Here is a 16,805-nt window from a genome sequence, read left to right on the forward strand (position 1 = left end):
TGGCCGCTCCCGGACGAGGTCACGCTCGTCGCCCTGCCCTCCGGGACGCTGCCCGTCTGCCCCCTGCTGGACGCCGACGTCCTGCTCGACCCGGCCGGACCAGCTCGCCGCCGGCCGAGACCCGGGCGGTGCGGCGCGCCTCGGTGAGCAGCATCAGCGCCAGCAGCCCGGCCACCTCGCCGTCGTCCGGCATCAGGGCGCGGAGCAGGCGGGTGAGCCGGATCGCCTCGGCGGTCAGGTCGTGGCGCACCGGACCGGCGCCGGGGCCGGTCGCCAGGTAGCCCTCGTTGAACACCAGGTACAGGACGGCGAGCACGCCCGTCAGGCGCGCCGGGAGGTCCTCGGCGGACGGCACCCTGTAGGGGATGCGAGCCGCCTTGATCTTGGCCTTCGCGCGCGTGATCCGCCGCTCCAGGGCGGTGTCGGCGACCAGGAAGGCGCGGGCGATCTCCGGCACGGTCAGGCCGCCGACCATGCGCAGCGTCAGCGCCACGCGCGTCTGCATCGCCAGCGCCGGGTGGCAGCAGGTGAAGATCAGCCGGAGGCGGTCGTCGTCGATGGCGCCGACGGGCTCGGGCGGGTCGTCGTCGTACACCCTCTGAGCCTCCTCGTGCTTGTCGTCGCGTTTGTTCTCGCGCCGGATCCGGTCGATGGCCTTGCGGTTGGCGGTGGTGGTCAGCCAGCCGCCGGGGTTGGGAGGCACGCCGTCGGACGGCCACCGCTGCACGGCGGTCGCGAACGCCTCGGCCGCCGCCTCCTCGGCGATGTCGAGGTCGCCGAAGCGCCTGGTCAGGGCGGCGACCACCCGTGCCCACTCCGCGCGGTGGGCGCGGGTGATCGCCTCCTGGACGTCGCTCACTGGAACGGCCGCACTTCGATCTTCCGGTCGCAGACCCTCGACGCCTCGGCGGCGAGCCTGAGCGCCACGTCCAGATCGGGCGCCTCCCACACCCAGACGCCGGCGAGGTACTCCTTCGACTCCACGAAGGGCCCGTCGCTGAACACCGCCTCCTCGCCCCGGTTGTCGACGACCGTGGCCGCGTCGGTGTCCGCGAGTCCGCCCGCGAAGACCCAGTGGCCCTCGGCGATCAGCCGTTCGTTGAACGCGCTGATGGCGGGCTGCCTGTCGGTGCTGCCGGGATTGCTCTTGTCATCGATCACAGAGACCAGATACCGCATGTGTAGATCATCTCCTGTGGCGCCGTGACGGCGCCGTTCGATGGGCGGGGACTTCAGGCCGCGGCGTACCGCGGGCGCCCGGCCGGCCGGTAGACCTGGATCGTCACGCCCTTCGAGTCGACCCGCGACTCGACCAGGTCGAGGGCGAGATCGCGCCCCGCGTCCGGGAACAGCCGCGCGCCCTGGCCGACGACCACCGGGACGGTGATCAGGGTCATCTCGTCGACCAGGTCGTTCTCCAGCAGCCACCGGGTCAGGGTGCCGCTGCCGTGCACCTGCAGCTCACCGCCCGGCCTGGCCTTCAGCTCCCGGACGGCCGCAGCGACGTCTCCGGACAGGACGGTCGTGTCCGACCACGCCGGGTCGGTGAGCCCGGTCGACGCCACGTACTTGGGCCGTGTGTTCAGGGCCTCCACGACGGACGCCCAGGCGGGGGCGTCCTGGACCGTGAGCTTCCCCCACGAGCCGGCGAACAGCTCGTAGGTCCGCCGCCCGAACAGGAACGCCTCGGCGCGCCGGTAGGTCCGGTTGATGAGCGCGTGGGTCTCGGCGTCGCCCTTCCCCAGGGCCCAGCCGCCGCGCTCGAATCCGTTCCTGCGGTCCTCGTCCGACGCGCCGCCGTTTCCCTGCACCACTCCGTCGACGGTGACCTGGGTGATGGTCGTCAGCTTCATGTTCGTTGTTCCTCGCCTCGGCGCCGCCCCTCGCGGGCGGCCTCACCCCTGCTACGAACGCCTCCGCCCCGATCCGACACCGCGTCCCGGAATTCTTCGAAGAGATTTCCGGGACGCGGTCTGCCGCCGGTCCGACGACACGGCAGGTCCGCAGTGAACGGTGCGCCGGTCAGTGTCGTGCGCGGCGAATGATCAGTAGCTGGCCGATCTCGGCGGCGTTCTTCGTGAGCTCGATGTTCACCCACGCGCTCATGTCGGCGACGGTGCGGCCCGCCTCCTCGGGCCAGGGGAACGCCGACGGGTCGTCGAGGCGGTCGGTGGCCGACAGCGCCGTCCGCCACGCCTCGTGGATCTCTCCCAGCCATTCGGTGATCGAGGCGCACGTGCCCGGCCAGGCGATGTCTTCGCGTGCGGGGACGCCGGTCTGCTTCAGATGAGCGAGTGCCGTGGACCACCACCAGCCGATGTGCCAGGTCAGCCAGGCGATCGTCGGGGCCGGGACGGGAGTGGGCTCGACGTCGGCGAAGTCGGGGACCCAACCGCCCTCGACCCGGTGCATGGTCCAGTGCGACGGCGCCGGTTCCCAGAACAGGTCGTCGTCGTGCCACTGCCGCACGTGGTAGTCGAGGAGCGCCCAAGCGGTGTCGAGCTGCTGTTGGAGCACCTGCTTGACCTCGGTCATTCAGTCCACCTTCGTTTCGGCGGCGTTCACCCTGACCAACTGCTTGCCGAGGTTGGCGCCGTCGAAGAGACGCTGCAACGCGGCCGGGGCGTGGGGGAGGCCGTCGATGACGTCCTCGGCCCAGCGCAGGTCGCCCGCCGAGACCCAGCCGGCGAGGCGGGAGAGCGCCTCAGGGAACACGGACTGATGATCGTAGAACACGAAACCCTCCATGCGGGCGCGCCGGAACGCGAGCTGCATGTAGTTGGCGGGGCCCGCGCCGTATCCCGCGGCCGTGTAGCCGGACGAGATCGACCCGCACAGCGCGATGCGCGCCCGGAGAGCGAGCCGATCCAGCGCGTTCTCCAGCAGCGTGCCGCCCACGTTGTCGAAGACGGCGGTGAGCCCGTCGGGCGCGAACTCGCGCAACGCGTCAGGCACGCTCTCGGCGCGGTAGTCCACACAGGCGTCGAACTTCGCGACCTCCCTCACCCAGGCGACCTTCTCGGCCGAGCCGGCGGTGCCGATCACCCGGGCGCCCAGAAGCCGCGCGATCTGCCCGGCCAGGGAGCCGACGCTGCCCGCCGCGCCCGTGACCAGCACCGTGTCCGCGTCGGTGACGTCCAGGACGGCGGACATGCCGACGAACGCCGTCAGCCCGCTGACGCCGAAGACGGTGAGCATGTGACGCGGATCGATCCCCTCCGGCACCGGGTTGACCCCGAACAGGCCGCCCTCGCGCGCCACGACGTACTCCCGCCAGCCGAGGTCGCCGTAGACCCACTGCCCCTCCGGCAGCGCCGGGTTCCGTGAGGCCACCACACGCCCGACACCGCTGCCGCGCATCACCTCGCCGATGCCGACCGGCGCCGTGTAGGTGGCGCCGGGGTTGAGCCACGTGCGCTGAGTGGCGTCGATGCCCAGCCAGACGACCTCGACCAGGGCCTCGCCGTCGTCGAGTACCGGAATGGGGCTGCGCCGCTCAGCGAACGTGCCCGGGGTGATCCCGCCCGTCGGGCGTTCACGGAGCACCATTTCGCGGAAGGTCCGCACGGGCATGACTTCAGCCTCTCGATCAGGGGGCCGAGCGCGTCGCTCGGACGAATGTGGCGATCAGCTCGTCGCTGACGGCGTCGACGGGAGCGCCGTGGGCGACCCGCAGTCCTTCGGCGTCGAGGGTGCGGCGCAGCATCGAGGCCATCATCACCAGGTCGAAGCGGCGCAGCTCGCCGCTGCGCTGCCCCTCCTCCAGGAGCGCGACGACGTCGGAGAGCGACGCCGCCACGAGCTCCTCGTAGCCCCCGGCCGCCTTCGCGGTGCGGTGCGCCACGACCGCGACCAGGGCGCGCGTCTCCACCGGCCGCCGCGCGCAGTACAGAAGGAAGCCGCGGACATAGGCCGCGAGCCGGTCCAGGACACCGCCCTGGCCGCGCAGCACGGCGACCAGCTCCGGCCCCACGCTCCCGACCACGTGGGCGACCACGGCGTCGAGGATCTCGTCCCTGGTCTCGAAGTTGCTGTGGTAGGCGCCCCGGCTGTACCCGGCCTCCTCCGCGATCGCCTCGACCGAGGTCGAGGCGACCCCGCGCTCGGCGAACAGCCGCATCGCCGACTCCACCAGCTCCTCGCGCGTGCGCTGCCGGCGCTCGGCGCGCGTCTCCCGTGCCATGGCGCCAAGATACATCACCGTATCCGCATACATCGCCGTATGCGAAAGACCGTTCATGATCCCTGTCGGCCGAAGCGCTGCCGGAGGGCCGCTGACCGGTCGGATCGGCCGCGACCTTGGTCGCGGGGGAGTCGACCATCGGAGGCTCCGCGGCGCCGCGGACGACGGCAGGCTTGCCGTCATGGACTCCCGTCAACGCCCGACGTCTCCCAAGACCGATGTCAGCGTGGTCGCCGATTCCCCGCTGGTCGTCATGCTGGTCTGCATCGTCGGCGGGACGGTCATCGCGGGGCTCGTCGAACTGGTCTGGGTATGGGCCGCGGCCCATACCTGGCTGCCGCGAGGCCCTGACGGTGACCGTGTCGGACGAGCGCGTGATCCTGACCAGCAAAGACAAGCGACAGGAGTTCGCGTCGGAGGAGATCGGCCAGGCGCTCCTGGCCGGCGGGAAGCTCATCGTGCTCGACCGGGACGGGCAGGAGCTCGCACGCCACGACTGCGACCTGGACCGGCGGCGGCTGGCCGACGCCTTCGACCGGCACGGCTACCCGTCCCCTGGCCGCGCGCCCGACGGCACCACCTGAACCGATGCCACCGGCGGGACGTCGGGTCACGGCTGAGTGAGCCCGGATCGGCCGGTGCCCGCCGGGCGACGGACGTGACGGATCCGCCGCGGCCGCGCACGGCCCGCGGTGTGCGGCTCTAGTCCTGCTCGCCGGCGGCGGCGATGACGCGGGTCAGGGTGCCGTGGAGGTCCTGCAACTCGTCCATGCTCATGCCCAGGCGCTCCATGATGGTGGCGGGGATCTTCTCGGCCCGCTCCCGCAGGGCCTGCCCGGCGGGGGTGACCGTGACCGCCAGCAGGCGCTCGTCGCGGCTGTCGCGCTCGCGGCGGATGAGGTCGGCGGCCTCCAGCCGCTTGAGCAGGGGCGACAGGGTGCCGGGGTCGAGCTGGAGCAGGGCGCCGAGTTCCTTGACCGACAGCTGCCGGTGCTCCCACAGCGCCAGCATCACCAGGTACTGCGGATGGGTCAGCCCCATCGGCTCCAGGATCGGCCGGTAGTGCGCCAGCACGGTGCGCGAGGCCACCACCAGGGCGAAGCACACCTGGTTCTCCAGTGCCAGCGGGTTGGCGATGTCGCGCAGATCACTGGCCACGAGTCCTCCAGAGGGATGTCTTCGGGGGCACCTGCCAGTTATAAAGAGTACAGCAATGATTTGTGTACCAACTGTTGGTAGGCAATGGAGGTGTCGTGTTCCGCCGAGCCCCGCTGGAAGAGCGCATCGCCCGGCGTCAGGCCGAGCTCGCGCCGGTGCGCGAGCGCGGACAGCTCGGGCACCCCACCGCGCGGTACCTGTTCATCGCCCTGCTGGCGCTGACCGTCGCCGGTCACGTCATCGGCGGCGTCCTGTTCGCCATCCTGGCGCACTGAAGGAGAGGCCGATGGCCATCAAGCGACCGTCCTTCCTGCCCTCCATCGACGAGCTGGAGCAGCAGGCCCTGAGGAACTCCGACCGGCGCGGCCCGCGCGGCTCCCAGTTCGATCACCCCGTGGCCAAGAACCTGCTCATCGTCGCGCTGGTGGTGACCGTCGCCGCGCACGTCATCGGCGGGGTGCTGTTCGCGATCCTGGCGCTGTGAGCCGCGGAGCGACGACGCCGGCGGGGCGTCAGCGCCCGGTCGCGCCGTCGATCTGCTCGCGGAGGATGTCGGCGTGGCCCGCGTGCTGGCCGGTCTCCTCGATCATGTGGACCAGCGCCCAGCGGACGCTGGGGGCGGGACGTCCCGGCCGGGGAACGGGCGCGCCGAGGTCGGCGCACCCGTCGAGCACCTCGTTGGCGCGCTCGACGGCCTCCCGGTAGCGGGCCACGATCTCGTCCACGCCGTCCGAGGCCGCGGCCTGGAACGTCGCCTGCCAGTCGGCGACCTCCTCCCCGAGGAATATCGACCGTTCGACGAAGGTCAGGTGGTTGAGCAGGCCCAGCAGGTTCGTGCCCGAGGGCACCGCGGCCGCCCGCACCCGCGGCTCGGGCGCGCCCTCGACCTTCGCGGCGACCGAGGCCCGCAGGTAGTCGAGGAATCCGCGCAGGGTCTCGGCCTCGCCGCCTCCGGTGCGGGGCGGCGGGGTGTCGCGGCGGCGGGCGCGGCGCGTGGTGCTGGGCACGGTGATCTCCTTCTTCTCCGGGCGGCGGGCCCGCGGTGGGCCCGCCGCCAGTCTCGGCAGAGGAGCCGCGACTCGGCACGAAACCTTGCGGTTCCGGCAAAGAGCGGGCGGTCAGGAGGGACGGGTGTCGTAGATCTCGCGGTTCTCGAGAACCTGGGTCATGTGCGTCTGCGCCCAGGCCGGCCCCCGGCCCGGCTCGCTCGCCGAGGCGTTCGGCGCGCTCGCCGAACTCCAGCGGGAGGGCCTGATCCGCCATCTCGGCGTCAGCAACGCCACCGAGGAGCAGGTGACCGAGGCGCGGGGCATCGCGCCGATCGTGTGCGTGCAGAACATGTACAACCTCGCCCACCGCCACGACGACGCGCTCATCGACCGGCTCGCCGCCGACGGTGTCGCGTACGTGCCCTTCTTCCCCCTCGGAGGCTTCACCCCGCTTCAGTCCTCGGCGCTCTCGGCGGTCGCCGCCCGGCTGGAGACGGCGCCGATGTCCGTCGCACTGGCCTGGCTGCTGCGGCGATCACCCAACCTCCTGCTCATCCCCGGCACGTCATCGACGGCGCATCTGCGCGAGAACGTCGCCGGCGCGGGACTCTCCCTCTCTCCTGAGGACCTGGCCGAGCTGGACGAGATCGGGGTGGGGTCGGCTCCCGCGAACTGAGCCGGACCGCTCGTCCGGCAGGGTCTAGCCGACCGGTGAGGCCAGGCGTCCTTCGGCCAGTTCGAGACGGGCGCCGGTGAACGCGGCGCGCAGGCGCCGGTCGTGCGTGACCACCACGAGCGCGCCCCGGTAGGAGGCCAGCGCCTCCTCCAGCTGCTCCGTGAGCATGGGCGACAGGTGGTTGGTCGGCTCGTCGAGCAGCAGCAGGTCCCGGGGCTCGCTCACCAGCCGCGCCAGCTCGACCCGGCGCCGCTGCCCATGGGACAGCTCCCCGAGGCGAAGGCCCAGGTCCGACGACCGGAACAGGCCCAGGGCGAGAAGGGCGTCCGCGTACTCGTCGGGAGTGCCCGGACGTCCGTGCGCGTAGGCCTGGAGCACGGTCCGGTGCCCTGCGCCGACCGGCCCGTCCTGCCGGAGGAACCCGACCCGTCCGGTCCGGCGCACCTCGCCCGCGTCCGGGCGCAGTTCTCCGGCGATGACCCGCATCAGGGTGGTCTTGCCCGCTCCGTTCGGGCCGGTGACGAGAAGCCGCTCACCGGCGCGGACGGTCAGGGACTCCAGGCGGAGCCGCCCCGGCACCACCACGCCGTCGAGCGCTACCACCTCGCCTCCGGCCGCGCTGGGGGCGGCGGGGACGGCGGTGAAGCGCAGCGGCTCGGGCGGGGGCGCCGCGGGGTGGTCGGCGAGCCACCGCAGCCGCTGCCGGGACTGCCGGATGCGCCCGGCGGCGCCGTGGGTGCGCGAGCGCGCCCGCCAGGCGCCGGTGCCCATGCCCGCCTTGGCCGTCCTGCGCGGGATCTCGGCGAGCCGGCCCGCGTTGGCGGTCACCAGCGCGGCATGCCGGTCCAGCTCCGTCCTCCATTCCTCGTGGGCCCGCGCCTGCGCGGCGCGTTCGGCGGCCTTGGCGGCGAGGAAGCCGGCGTACCCGTCGCCGTAGCGGCGCGCCCGCCCTCCGTCGACCTCCACGACGGCGGTGGTCACCCGCTCCAGGAACATGCGGTCGTGCGTGATCGCCACGACCGTGCCCCGGTGGGCGCGCAGGCGCCGTTCGAGCCAGGCCGTGGCCTGGTCGTCCAGGTCGTTGGTCGGCTCGTCGAGCAGCAGCAGCTCGGGGGAGGACGCCAGCGTGGCGGCGAGGGCGAGCCTGGAGCGCTCGCCGCCGGACAGCGTGCCGAGCGGGCGGCTCCGGTCGAGTCCGGGCAGCCCGAGCCCGTGCAGCGCGAGGTCCACGCGGACGTCGGCCTCGTAGCCGTCCCGCGCCTCGAACTCCGCCACCAGTTCCGCGTAGGCGTCCAGGCTCGCCCGCTCGGGCGCGCCCGGTGCGCCGAGCGAGCGTTCGGCGGCGCGCATCCGGGCTTCGAGATCGCGAAGGCCGGCCAGCGCCAGGTCCACGGCGTCGGCGACGGTGGCCTCCGGCGGAAGCGCGAGCGACTGCGGCAGGTATCCGATCCCGCCGGGCGCGACGGCCACGACCTCGCCGCCGTCCGGACGCTCGACGCCCGCCATGAGCTTGAGCAGCGTGGACTTGCCGGACCCGTTGTCGCCGATGACGCCGAGCCGCTCGCCGGGCCTGACGGTGAGCGAGACGCGGTCCAGGACGGCGCGGGTCCCGTAGCGTTTGGTGATCTGGTCGAGGGAGAGTTGGGCAGGGGCGCGCAGAGCGCCACCTCCTTCCGGTCGGTGCGGGCGGGGATCGGGAGTCAGCCTGGGGCCTTGCGGCTGAGGTGCTCCCAGGCGTGGTACTCCTCGGTGCGTTCCCGGTCCATCTGCTGGACCATGTCGTAGGAGGCGGAGCCGACGATCAGCCGCAGCGGCGGTTCGTCCAGACCGGCGAGCTCCATGACCACCGGGGCCGCGGTGCTCGGGTCGGGTCCGGCGTCCTCGCCCCACATCTCGGCCAACGTGACGCGCAGCGGCTCGTACTCAGGGAGCGGCCGGGTGGCGGTGGTGCCCCGCGTGAACAGCTCCGTGCCGTACCCGCCGGGCTGCACGATCGTCACCTTGATCCCGAAGGGCGCCACCTCCATCGCCAGGGCCTGGCTCAGCGAGTCGAGCGCGCTCTTGCTCCCCGCGTAGAACCCGGCGGACGCGATCCCGCCGCCCGTCCCCATCGTGGTGACCTGCAGGATGTGGCCGGATCCCTGCCTGCGCAGGTGCGGCACCACGGCCTGGGCCACCCAGACCGCGCCGAAGAAGTTGACGTCGAACTGGTCGCGGATCTGCTCCTCGGTGGCCTCCTCCACCATGCCGAACAGCATGGCGCCGGCGTTGTTCACCACGACGTCCAGCCGCCCGAAGGCCGCCACCGCCCGATCCACCACCGTCCGCACGGCGGCGCGGTCGCGGACGTCCAGCGGCAGCAGGACGAGGCGGTCCGGGTGGCCGGCGGCCAGGCCGTCGAGAGGGGAGAGGTCGCGCGCGGCCGCCACGACGCGGTCCCCGGCGGAGAGCGCCGCCTCGGTGAAGGCCCGGCCCAGGCCTCTCGACGCACCGGTGATGAACCATACGCGGGCGGTCGTCATGCACCCCTCCTCGATCACAAGAAACGAGACGGTTCGTCTCGTCTTGGCGAGTATGGGGGCGGGCCGCCTCGTTGTCAAGACGGACCGTCTCGTCTCGTTAGGGGTATACTCCCGGCCGTGTCCAGTACCAGAACACCCGATCCCGCACGGCGCAGCGAGCGGTCCCGGCAGGCCGTCCTGGCCGCCGCGCGCGAACTGGTCTCCGAAGTCGGGTACCCCAAGGTGACGATCGAGGCCATCGCCGCGCGGGCGGGCGTCGGCAAGCAGACCATCTACCGCTGGTGGCCGTCCAAGGGCGCGGTGGTCTTCGAGGGGTTCCTCGCGCTGAGTGAGGGGGAGGAGGGCGTCCGGCTGCCCGACACCGGCGACGTCGAGGCCGATCTGAAGACCGTCATGCGCGCGACGGTCGCCGAGTTCGCCGACCCGCGGTTCGAGGCGCCTCTCCGCGCGCTGAACACGCAGATCATCGAGGACCCCGAGTTGGCCGCCCTGTACCGCGAGAAGCTGGCCGACCCCCTCGACCGGGCCAAGAAGGAACGGCTGCGCAGCGCCCAGCGGGCGGGCCAGCTGCGCGCGGACGCCGACCTCGACCTGGTGCTGGAGGTGCTGTACGCCCCGCTCACCCAGCGCTGGCTGCACCGGTCGGGGCCGCTCACCCCCGAGTACGCCGACGCGCTCGTCGACGCCGCCCTCCGCGCCTTCGCCCCCTGATCGGCGTCGGAGCGGCGATGGGCGCCCGGCCTGTCGGAGCCGGGTCCTACGGTGAGGCGCCATGGACGAGGAGACGTTGGTCATTCCGGCGGCGTGGCGGCGCAGGCTGCATCCGCGGCGGGGCGGCACGCCCGGCACCGCGCTCAGGCTCGACCCGGCGGCGGGCGACGCGCTCGCCGGGAAGATCCGCGCGCAGTCGGCCGACATCGACGACGTGCTCCGCACTCCTCAGAGCGAACCCGCACTCGTCGCGGCGGCCCGGCGGTATCTGAGCGGCGGTGACGACCCGCTCGGCGCCGCGGTCGTCGGGCAGATCGCCGTCCGCAAGGAGCCCTGGAAGAAGGATCCCCACACCTGGCTCGTGGACGCGTGGTGCGCCGAGCGCGGGGCCGCGTTCGCCGCCGCCGCCGTCACCGGTCTCATCAAGGCCGAGCCCACGTGGCGGTGGATCGAGAACGGTGAGCGGAGCGAGGCGTGGATCCGGCTGCGGGACCCGCAAGAGCAGTACGGCAATTGGTGGGTGACGCGCGGTGCGCTGCTCCGGATGCGGGCCGTTCTCGCAGCCGCGGATGACGCCGAGTACGAGCGGGCCGTCGCGCGCATGGGAGAGTGCCGCGACAACGCCCTGCTCCGCTCCGTCACCGCCTACCTCGCGCCCACCCGCCAAGACTGGGTCGAGGAGTCTCTGGCCGAACTCGGCGCCCTCCCGGCCCACATGTACTCCTGGATGTTGTGGTGCTCCGTCGCCTCCCCGGCTCAGCTGGCCCGCCTCGGCGACCTGGGCTGGCAGGCGGGGAACGCCGAACTGGTGACCACCGCCGTGGACGGCGTGGGCGCGGCCCTCGCGCCGCTGCTGGTGCACGCCTACGACACCGTGTCCAGCGCGAAGGTCCGCAGGAACACCGCCCAGGCGCTGGCGGTCCTGCCCACCGACGAGGCGTTCCAGGCCCTGGTGGAGCGCGCCGACCAAGACCGCGTCAGGCCCGCGCTGGCGGCTGCGGCGGAACGGTTCCCCGCGCGGGCGGCGCGGCTGCTGAGCGGCGCGGTGGCGGGCGCCGGCAAACCCGCCAAGGTCGCCGCCGAACTTCTGGAGGAACGCCTGCTCACCCGCGAGGGGAAAGCACGCCGGGCGCGCGTCCCCGACGCGCCGGCGCGGGAGCTGCCCGCATGCCTGGCCGACCCGCCCTGGAGCCGCCGCCCGCGCGAAGACCGCACCGTGATGATCGAGGGTCTGGTGCCGCCCGACGTCGACGCCGTCCGCTGGGCGCGCGGCGAACGCGAGTCGTGGTCCGCCTCCGGCCTGCGGCGGAACCAGGACGACTGGGCCGCCAGGATCCTGGACCACAAGGCGGGGCGGCTCGCCTACTGGCAGACGCTGGAGCTGTTCTCCGAGGGCCCCGAGGAACTGGTGCGGCCCCTGTTCGCCGAGTGGGCCGCCGGCGACCCGCCCCTCACCTGGCACAAGAAGCAGATCGCGGCCCGCTACGAACTGGACGCCGTCCCGCTGCTGATCAAGACCGCCGCGGACGCGCCCGCCTCCGACGGCGAAGTCCTGCTGCCGTTCCTCACCCCGGCCGTCGCCGCGCTCATGGCGGACTGGGCGCTGCGGCTGAAGTCGGCGCGGCCCGTCGCGCACGCCTGGTTCGCCCGTCACCGGATCGCCGCCGCGCTGCTCCTCGTCCCCGCCGCGCTGGGCCCGGCCGGACGGAAGCGCGGCGCGGCCCGGCTCGCGCTCCTGCACATCGCCGGGAACGAGGGCGCGGACGCGGTCGTCGAGGCCGTCCGCGTCCACGGCGACCGCGCCGCCGCCGCGATCGCCGACCTGATGACCGCCGACCCGCTCGACCTCGTCCCGCCGCGCCCCCCGACGATCGGCGGCTGGGCCGTCCCGGCGCTGCTGCCGCAGATCCTGACCGTCCAGCGCGACCGGGCGCTTCCGGCCGCCGCGACGCGCGCGCTGCTGCTCACGCTCGCGCTGGAGGTCCCCGGCGGCGGGCGCCCCGACCTCGCCGAGGTGCGGAGCGCCTGCGACCCCGAGTCGCTCGCCGCCTTCTCCTGGGCGGTGTTCGAACGGTGGGAGGCGGCCGGGCACCCGGCCGGGGACGGCTGGGCCCTCACCCAGCTCGGCCTGCTCGGCGGCGACGAGGCCGCCCGCCGCCTCACCCCGCTGATCCGCGAGTGGCCCGGCCGGAGCCGCCACAAGAACGCCGCCGCCGGCCTGGACGTCCTCGCCGAGATCGGCACCGACGTCGCCCTCATGCACCTGCACGGCATCTCCCAGAAACTGCGGTTCAAGACCCTCAGGGAACGCGCCCGCCAGAAGATCGACCAGATCGCCGGCGGGCTCGGGCTCACCCAGGACGAACTCGCCGACCGCCTCGTGCCCGACCTCGGGCTCGACTCCGCTGGCACCCTCGTCCTGGACTACGGGCCCCGGCGCTTCACCGTCGGCTTCGACGAGCTGCTCCGGCCCTACGTCCTGGACGACACGGGCAGACCACGCAAGACCCTGCCCAAGCCAGGCGCCAAGGACGACCCTGACCTGGCGCCCGCCGCCTACAAGCGGTTCGCGGCGCTGCGCAAGGACGTGCGCGCCGTGGCGGCCGGGCAGGTGCGCAGGCTGGAGACCGCCATGGTCCAGCGGCGTGAGTGGACCGCGCCCGACTTCCAGCGGCTCCTGGCCGGCCACCCGCTGCTGCGCCACATCGTCCGGCGGCTGGTGTGGCTCACCGGCGACGGCACGGCCTTCCGGGTCGCCGAGGACGGAACGCTCGCCGACTGCGCCGACGACGTCCTCGTCCTGGACGGCGCCGCCCACGTCCGCGTCGCGCACCGCCTCGACCTGCCCGCGCGTGACCTGGCCGCCTGGGCGCAGGTGTTCGCCGACTACGAGATCGCCCAGCCGTTCCCGCAGCTGGACCGCCCCCTGCACGCCCTCACCGAGGACGAACGCCGGACCGGGCACCTGGCCCGCTTCGACGGCGCCGAGGTCCCGCTCGGGCGGCTGCTGCGCCTGGAGCACGACGGCTGGGAGCACGAGATGCCCGCCGACGCGGGCATCGTCTGCGGGATGTCGCGCTCGCTGCCCGGCGGAGCCACCGCCTGGCTCGGCTTCGAGCCCGCGGTCGCGATCGGCCACCGGGACCCCGACCAGATCGTCACGATCGGCGTCCACGTGACCGGCGCCCTCGACGCCGTCCAGGCCAGCGAACTCCTCACCGAACTGACCGCCGTCACCGAGAAATGACGGCGCGCCGGCATGAGCGGGGGCCTGGGCGCGCCGGGGCTGAAATCCCGGCAAAGCTTGCCCATGCCGCGGTGCGGGACGCCCGGAATGCCCGCCCGGACGCCGTTAACGTGCAGGAATGCCGCAGACGCCCGGCGAGCCGCCCGGCGCCACGCCCGCCCACGAACCGGCCGCCGACCCTCCCCACGACCCCGCCGCCGACCACGACGCCGAGCCCGCCGCGCAGCGGTCGCGCCAGATGCCGCCGTGGCTGCCCCGGGCGTTCGCGCTCGCCGGCGGGAGCGTGCTGGCGTTCCTGGCGGGCCTGTGGCTGCTGGAGCGGCTGCGCGGACTGCTGCTGCTCCTGCTGATCTCGCTGTTCCTGGCCTTCGCGATCGAGCCGGCGGTGAACTGGCTCGCCGCGCGCGGATGGCGCCGCGGCGTGGCCACGGCGGCGATGTTCGCGGTCGTGGGGCTGCTGCTGGCCGGGTTCCTCGGCGGCATCGGATCGCTGCTGGCGGCCCAGGCCAACCATCTGATCAGCGGATTCCCCGGCTACGTCCGCCGGTTCGTCGGATGGGTGAACGCCACCTTCGGCACCCACCTGTCCCAGCGCACCGTCTTCCAGCGGCTCCCCACCGTCACCGACGCGCTGTCGCGGCACCTGTCGGACCTCGCCGCGAACGTGTGGGGCTTCGGCACGACCGCGGTCGGCGTCGTCTTCAACGCCCTCGGCGTCCTGCTGTTCACCTTCTACCTGTCCGCCGAGGGCCCCCGGTTCCGCCGGACGGTCTGCTCCCTGCTGCCTCCGCGACGCCAGCGCGAGGTCCTGCGCGCCTGGGAGATCGCCGTCGACAAGACCGGCGGCTACATCTACTCCCGGGGACTGCTCGCCCTCATCTCCGGCATCGCCCACTACGCCGCCATGGCCGGGCTGGGCGTCCCGTACGCGGCGGCCCTGGCGCTGTGGGTGGGCGTGGTCTCGCAGTTCATCCCCGCCGTCGGCACCTACCTCGCCGGCGCCGTGCCGGTGCTCATCGCCCTGACCAAGTCGCCCAGCACGGCCCTGTGGCTCCTGCTGTTCATCATCGCCTACCAGCAGTTCGAGAACTACCTGCTGCAGCCGCGCATCACCGCCCGGACCCTCGACATGCACCCGGCGGTGGCGTTCGGGCTCATCCTGGCCGGCGCCGCCGTCGCCGGGCCCATCGGGGTGCTGCTGGCGATCCCGCTCGGCGCCAGCCTCCAGGCGTTCACCGCCGCGTACGTGCGCCGCTACGAGGTGGAGGAGCACCCCCTGACCAAGCCGGACGCGCCCCCCGGCCGCTGGTGGCGGTGGCTGCGGCGCTGACGCTTTACCGGATCGGGGCCGCGTCCTGGGCGGATCGTCGAGCATTGCCGTGGACGGGAGCCGCCCGCCGCGGTTACCGTGCCGGGAGGAACCTTGATCATCAGCCAGCTCGGGGGCGGGAGGGAGCCGTCATGTACCGTCCCCGCACGCGCCGCCGCCGGTGGCTCGCCGGCCTCGCGGCCGGAGCCGTCGCGGTGACCGGCCTCGGCGGCGTGGACGCGTCCGCCGCGCAGGCCGCGCCGCACGCCGGCAAGGATCCGCGGCTGATGCGGATCCTGCGGTCGATGTCGCTGCAGGACAAGGCCGCGCAGCTGTTCGTCCTGCAGGTCTACGGCAAGAGCGCCACCACGGCGGAACCCGCCGACGTCGCCGCCAACCGCAGGCTGTACGGGGTCGACAACGCCGCGCAGGTCGTCGCCCGCTACCACCCCGGCGGCTTCATCTACTACGGCGACAACGTCACCGACCCCAAGCAGCTCGCCGCGTTCTCCAACGGCATCCAGCGCGCCGCCGCGGCGCAGCCGCTGCGCGTCCCCGCCACGATCGCCATCGACCAGGAGGGCGGCATCGTCGCGCGCGTCCAGCCGCCCGCGACGCAGTCGCCCGGCAGCATGGCCCTGGCCGCCGGGCGCAGCACCGGCGACGCCCGCGCGCTCGCCCGCATCACCGGAAGCGAGCTGCGCGCCGTCGGCGTCAACCAGGACTACGCGCCCGACGCCGACGTCAACGTCAATCCGGCCAACCCCGTCATCGGCGTCCGGTCCTTCGGCTCCGACCCCGCCCTGGTGTCGGACATGGTGACCGCGCAGATCGGCGGCTACCGGGCCGGCGGAGTCACCCCGACCGTCAAGCACTTCCCCGGGCACGGCGACACCACCACCGACAGCCACACCGGCGTCCCGCACATCGACCACACGCGCGCCGAATGGGAGCGGCTCGACCTGCCCCCGTTCCGCGCCGCGATCAAGCAGCGCGTCGACTCCATCATGACCGCGCACATCGTCGTGCCGTCGCTGGACCCCTCCGGCGACCCCGCCACCCTCTCGCGGCCCATCCTCACCGGCATCCTGCGCGACCGCCTCCACTACCGCGGCGTCGTCGTGACCGACGCCCTGGACATGCAGGGCGTCCGCGACAAGTACGGCGACGAGAACATCCCCGTCCTGGCACTGAAGGCCGGCGTGGACGTCCTGCTGAAGCCGCCCGCCGACGCGCAGGGCAACGGCGTGTTCCCCCGCCAGCTCGCCGCCGTCGTCAACGCCGTCAAGTCCGGCGAGCTGACCGAGAAGCGCATCGACGAGTCGGTCTACCGGGTGCTGGAGCTCAAGCAGCGGCGCGGCCTGTTCCGCGACCCCTACGCCGACGAGTCGAGGATCGGCCAGGTCGTCGGGACCCCCGAGCACCTGGCCGCCGCGCAGCGCGCCGCCGACCGCACCACCACCCTGGTCAAGAACGGCGCCGGCATCCTGCCCCTGCGCCCGGGCGGCCGCAAGGTCCTGGTCACCGGATGGGGCGTGTCCACCACCGCGTCCCTCGGCACCGAGATCGCCCGCCGCGGCGCCGTCACCACCATCCGGCAGACCGGCCTCAGCCCCGGCCAGGCCCAGATCGACGAGACCGTGGCCGCCGCCCGGGACCAGGACCTGGTCGTCGCCGTCACCAACCGCGCCTGGGACGTCAAACAGGAGCCCGGCCACAACGGGCCCGGGCAGAGCGACCTCGTCAAGGCGCTCCTCGCCACGGGCAGGCCGGTCGTCGTCGTGGCCGTCCGCGACCCCTACGACATCGCCTGGTTCCCCGAGGTCACGACCTACCTGGCGACCTACTCCTACACCGCCGAGGCGCTGCGGTCGGCCGCCAAGGTCCTGTTCGGTGAGCTCGACCCGCGCGGGCGGCTGCCCGTCGCCGTCCCGGCCCGCGACGAACCCGGCACCGTCCTCTACCCGTTCGGGCACGGCCTGGGCTACTGACCCCTGGACCGGGCCGCAC

General features: G+C 73.4%; 18 protein-coding genes. 8 read left to right on the forward strand and 10 right to left on the reverse strand.

Going from position 1 to position 16,805, the window contains the following annotated elements; genetic code table 11:
* Nucleotides 1-19: 19 nt before the first annotated feature.
* The 6 genes from AB0C69_RS05890 to AB0C69_RS05915 all read right to left on the reverse strand — a co-directional run bounded on the left by AB0C69_RS05890 (nucleotide 20) and on the right by AB0C69_RS05915 (nucleotide 4,183).
* Entirely contained in the window at nucleotides 20-859 is an 840-nt protein-coding gene (locus tag AB0C69_RS05890) for a DUF6596 domain-containing protein (RefSeq protein WP_360350300.1), read from the reverse strand.
* Complete coding sequence (locus AB0C69_RS05895; RefSeq protein WP_345185270.1) at nucleotides 856-1,179, reverse strand: YciI family protein; 324 nt, start codon at nucleotides 1,177-1,179, stop codon at nucleotides 856-858. Before AB0C69_RS05895 ends, AB0C69_RS05890 begins: the two co-directional genes overlap by 4 nt.
* A gap of 53 nt (nucleotides 1,180-1,232) precedes the next feature.
* Nucleotides 1,233-1,853 (reverse strand): dihydrofolate reductase family protein, encoded by a 621-nt coding sequence (locus AB0C69_RS05900; RefSeq protein ID WP_360350303.1) that lies wholly within the window; start codon nucleotides 1,851-1,853, stop codon nucleotides 1,233-1,235.
* A gap of 169 nt (nucleotides 1,854-2,022) precedes the next feature.
* Nucleotides 2,023-2,535, reverse strand: coding sequence for a DinB family protein (locus tag AB0C69_RS05905; RefSeq protein WP_360350306.1), 513 nt, complete (start codon nucleotides 2,533-2,535; stop codon nucleotides 2,023-2,025).
* Nucleotides 2,536-3,573 (reverse strand): NADP-dependent oxidoreductase, encoded by a 1,038-nt coding sequence (locus AB0C69_RS05910; RefSeq protein ID WP_360350309.1) that lies wholly within the window; start codon nucleotides 3,571-3,573, stop codon nucleotides 2,536-2,538. It lies immediately after the preceding gene.
* A 16-nt stretch (nucleotides 3,574-3,589) separates the two neighbouring features.
* Nucleotides 3,590-4,183: a TetR family transcriptional regulator gene (locus AB0C69_RS05915; protein WP_360350313.1), complete on the reverse strand. Its 594-nt coding sequence runs from the start codon at nucleotides 4,181-4,183 to the stop codon at nucleotides 3,590-3,592.
* A gap of 353 nt (nucleotides 4,184-4,536) precedes the next feature.
* Between AB0C69_RS05915 and AB0C69_RS05920 the strand changes: the two genes are divergently transcribed.
* Nucleotides 4,537-4,767: a hypothetical protein gene (locus tag AB0C69_RS05920; protein WP_360350316.1), complete on the forward strand. Its 231-nt coding sequence runs from the start codon at nucleotides 4,537-4,539 to the stop codon at nucleotides 4,765-4,767.
* A 118-nt stretch (nucleotides 4,768-4,885) separates the two neighbouring features.
* Here the strand turns inward: AB0C69_RS05920 and AB0C69_RS05925 are convergent, their stop codons facing one another.
* Complete coding sequence (locus tag AB0C69_RS05925; protein ID WP_360350319.1) at nucleotides 4,886-5,341, reverse strand: MarR family transcriptional regulator; 456 nt, start codon at nucleotides 5,339-5,341, stop codon at nucleotides 4,886-4,888.
* 95 nt (nucleotides 5,342-5,436) lie between these two features.
* Here AB0C69_RS05925 and AB0C69_RS05930 point away from each other — a divergent pair, with 95 nt between their 5' ends.
* Both AB0C69_RS05930 and AB0C69_RS05935 read left to right on the forward strand, forming a co-directional pair.
* Entirely contained in the window at nucleotides 5,437-5,616 is a 180-nt protein-coding gene (locus AB0C69_RS05930) for a hypothetical protein (protein ID WP_360350322.1), read from the forward strand.
* Nucleotides 5,617-5,627: 11 nt separating this feature from the next.
* Nucleotides 5,628-5,825 carry a hypothetical protein gene (locus AB0C69_RS05935; RefSeq protein WP_345185244.1) on the forward strand — a complete coding sequence of 66 codons (198 nt, stop codon included), beginning with the start codon at nucleotides 5,628-5,630 and terminating at the stop codon, nucleotides 5,823-5,825.
* A 28-nt stretch (nucleotides 5,826-5,853) separates the two neighbouring features.
* On the opposite strand, the gene AB0C69_RS05940 is transcribed toward AB0C69_RS05935, so the two are convergent.
* A complete protein-coding gene (locus tag AB0C69_RS05940) occupies nucleotides 5,854-6,348 on the reverse strand; it encodes a DinB family protein (protein WP_360350325.1) in 495 nt (164 codons plus the stop codon).
* Nucleotides 6,349-6,508: 160 nt separating this feature from the next.
* Here AB0C69_RS05940 and AB0C69_RS05945 point away from each other — a divergent pair, with 160 nt between their 5' ends.
* Entirely contained in the window at nucleotides 6,509-7,006 is a 498-nt protein-coding gene (locus AB0C69_RS05945; RefSeq protein WP_360350328.1) for an aldo/keto reductase, read from the forward strand.
* Between the two features lie 24 nt (nucleotides 7,007-7,030).
* Here the strand turns inward: AB0C69_RS05945 and abc-f are convergent, their stop codons facing one another.
* The gene (abc-f, locus tag AB0C69_RS05950) at nucleotides 7,031-8,665 is read right to left on the reverse strand and encodes a ribosomal protection-like ABC-F family protein (protein WP_360350392.1); all 1,635 of its coding nucleotides are present in this window, start codon (nucleotides 8,663-8,665) and stop codon (nucleotides 7,031-7,033) included.
* Nucleotides 8,666-8,706: 41 nt separating this feature from the next.
* Entirely contained in the window at nucleotides 8,707-9,528 is an 822-nt protein-coding gene (locus AB0C69_RS05955; RefSeq protein ID WP_360350331.1) for an SDR family NAD(P)-dependent oxidoreductase, read from the reverse strand.
* A gap of 117 nt (nucleotides 9,529-9,645) precedes the next feature.
* On the opposite strand from AB0C69_RS05955, the gene AB0C69_RS05960 reads away from it, so the two are divergent.
* The 4 genes from AB0C69_RS05960 to AB0C69_RS05975 all read left to right on the forward strand — a co-directional run bounded on the left by AB0C69_RS05960 (nucleotide 9,646) and on the right by AB0C69_RS05975 (nucleotide 16,786).
* Entirely contained in the window at nucleotides 9,646-10,239 is a 594-nt protein-coding gene (locus AB0C69_RS05960; protein ID WP_345185231.1) for a TetR/AcrR family transcriptional regulator, read from the forward strand.
* 61 nt (nucleotides 10,240-10,300) lie between these two features.
* A complete protein-coding gene (locus AB0C69_RS05965) occupies nucleotides 10,301-13,486 on the forward strand; it encodes a DUF4132 domain-containing protein (protein ID WP_360350334.1) in 3,186 nt (1,061 codons plus the stop codon).
* 118 nt (nucleotides 13,487-13,604) lie between these two features.
* Nucleotides 13,605-14,816, forward strand: coding sequence for an AI-2E family transporter (locus AB0C69_RS05970; RefSeq protein ID WP_360350337.1), 1,212 nt, complete (start codon nucleotides 13,605-13,607; stop codon nucleotides 14,814-14,816).
* A gap of 131 nt (nucleotides 14,817-14,947) precedes the next feature.
* Nucleotides 14,948-16,786, forward strand: a complete 1,839-nt coding sequence (locus AB0C69_RS05975; protein ID WP_360350340.1) for a glycoside hydrolase family 3 protein — start codon at nucleotides 14,948-14,950, stop codon at nucleotides 16,784-16,786.
* Nucleotides 16,787-16,805: the final 19 nt, after the last annotated feature.

Origin of the sequence: Actinomadura sp. NPDC048032 (assembly GCF_040653175.1) — a bacterium.
GTDB lineage: Bacteria > Actinomycetota > Actinomycetes > Streptosporangiales > Streptosporangiaceae > Spirillospora > Spirillospora verrucosospora.

Bases quoted from the DNA above. Each gene is read 5' to 3' on its own strand.
- AB0C69_RS05895 (WP_345185270.1), bottom strand. From the start codon at position 1,179: ATGCGGTATCTGGTCTCTGTGATCGATGACAAGAGCAATCCCGGCAGC.
- AB0C69_RS05900 (WP_360350303.1), bottom strand. From the start codon at position 1,853: ATGAAGCTGACGACCATCACCCAGGTCACCGTCGACGGAGTGGTGCAG.
- AB0C69_RS05905 (WP_360350306.1), bottom strand. From the start codon at position 2,535: ATGACCGAGGTCAAGCAGGTGCTCCAACAGCAGCTCGACACCGCTTGG.
- AB0C69_RS05910 (WP_360350309.1), bottom strand. From the start codon at position 3,573: ATGCCCGTGCGGACCTTCCGCGAAATGGTGCTCCGTGAACGCCCGACG.
- AB0C69_RS05915 (WP_360350313.1), bottom strand. From the start codon at position 4,183: ATGGCACGGGAGACGCGCGCCGAGCGCCGGCAGCGCACGCGCGAGGAG.
- AB0C69_RS05935 (WP_345185244.1), top strand. From the start codon at position 5,628: ATGGCCATCAAGCGACCGTCCTTCCTGCCCTCCATCGACGAGCTGGAG.
- AB0C69_RS05945 (WP_360350328.1), top strand. From the start codon at position 6,509: ATGTGCGTCTGCGCCCAGGCCGGCCCCCGGCCCGGCTCGCTCGCCGAG.
- AB0C69_RS05955 (WP_360350331.1), bottom strand. From the start codon at position 9,528: ATGACGACCGCCCGCGTATGGTTCATCACCGGTGCGTCGAGAGGCCTG.
- AB0C69_RS05965 (WP_360350334.1), top strand. From the start codon at position 10,301: ATGGACGAGGAGACGTTGGTCATTCCGGCGGCGTGGCGGCGCAGGCTG.
- AB0C69_RS05970 (WP_360350337.1), top strand. From the start codon at position 13,605: ATGCCGCAGACGCCCGGCGAGCCGCCCGGCGCCACGCCCGCCCACGAA.
- AB0C69_RS05975 (WP_360350340.1), top strand. From the start codon at position 14,948: ATGTACCGTCCCCGCACGCGCCGCCGCCGGTGGCTCGCCGGCCTCGCG.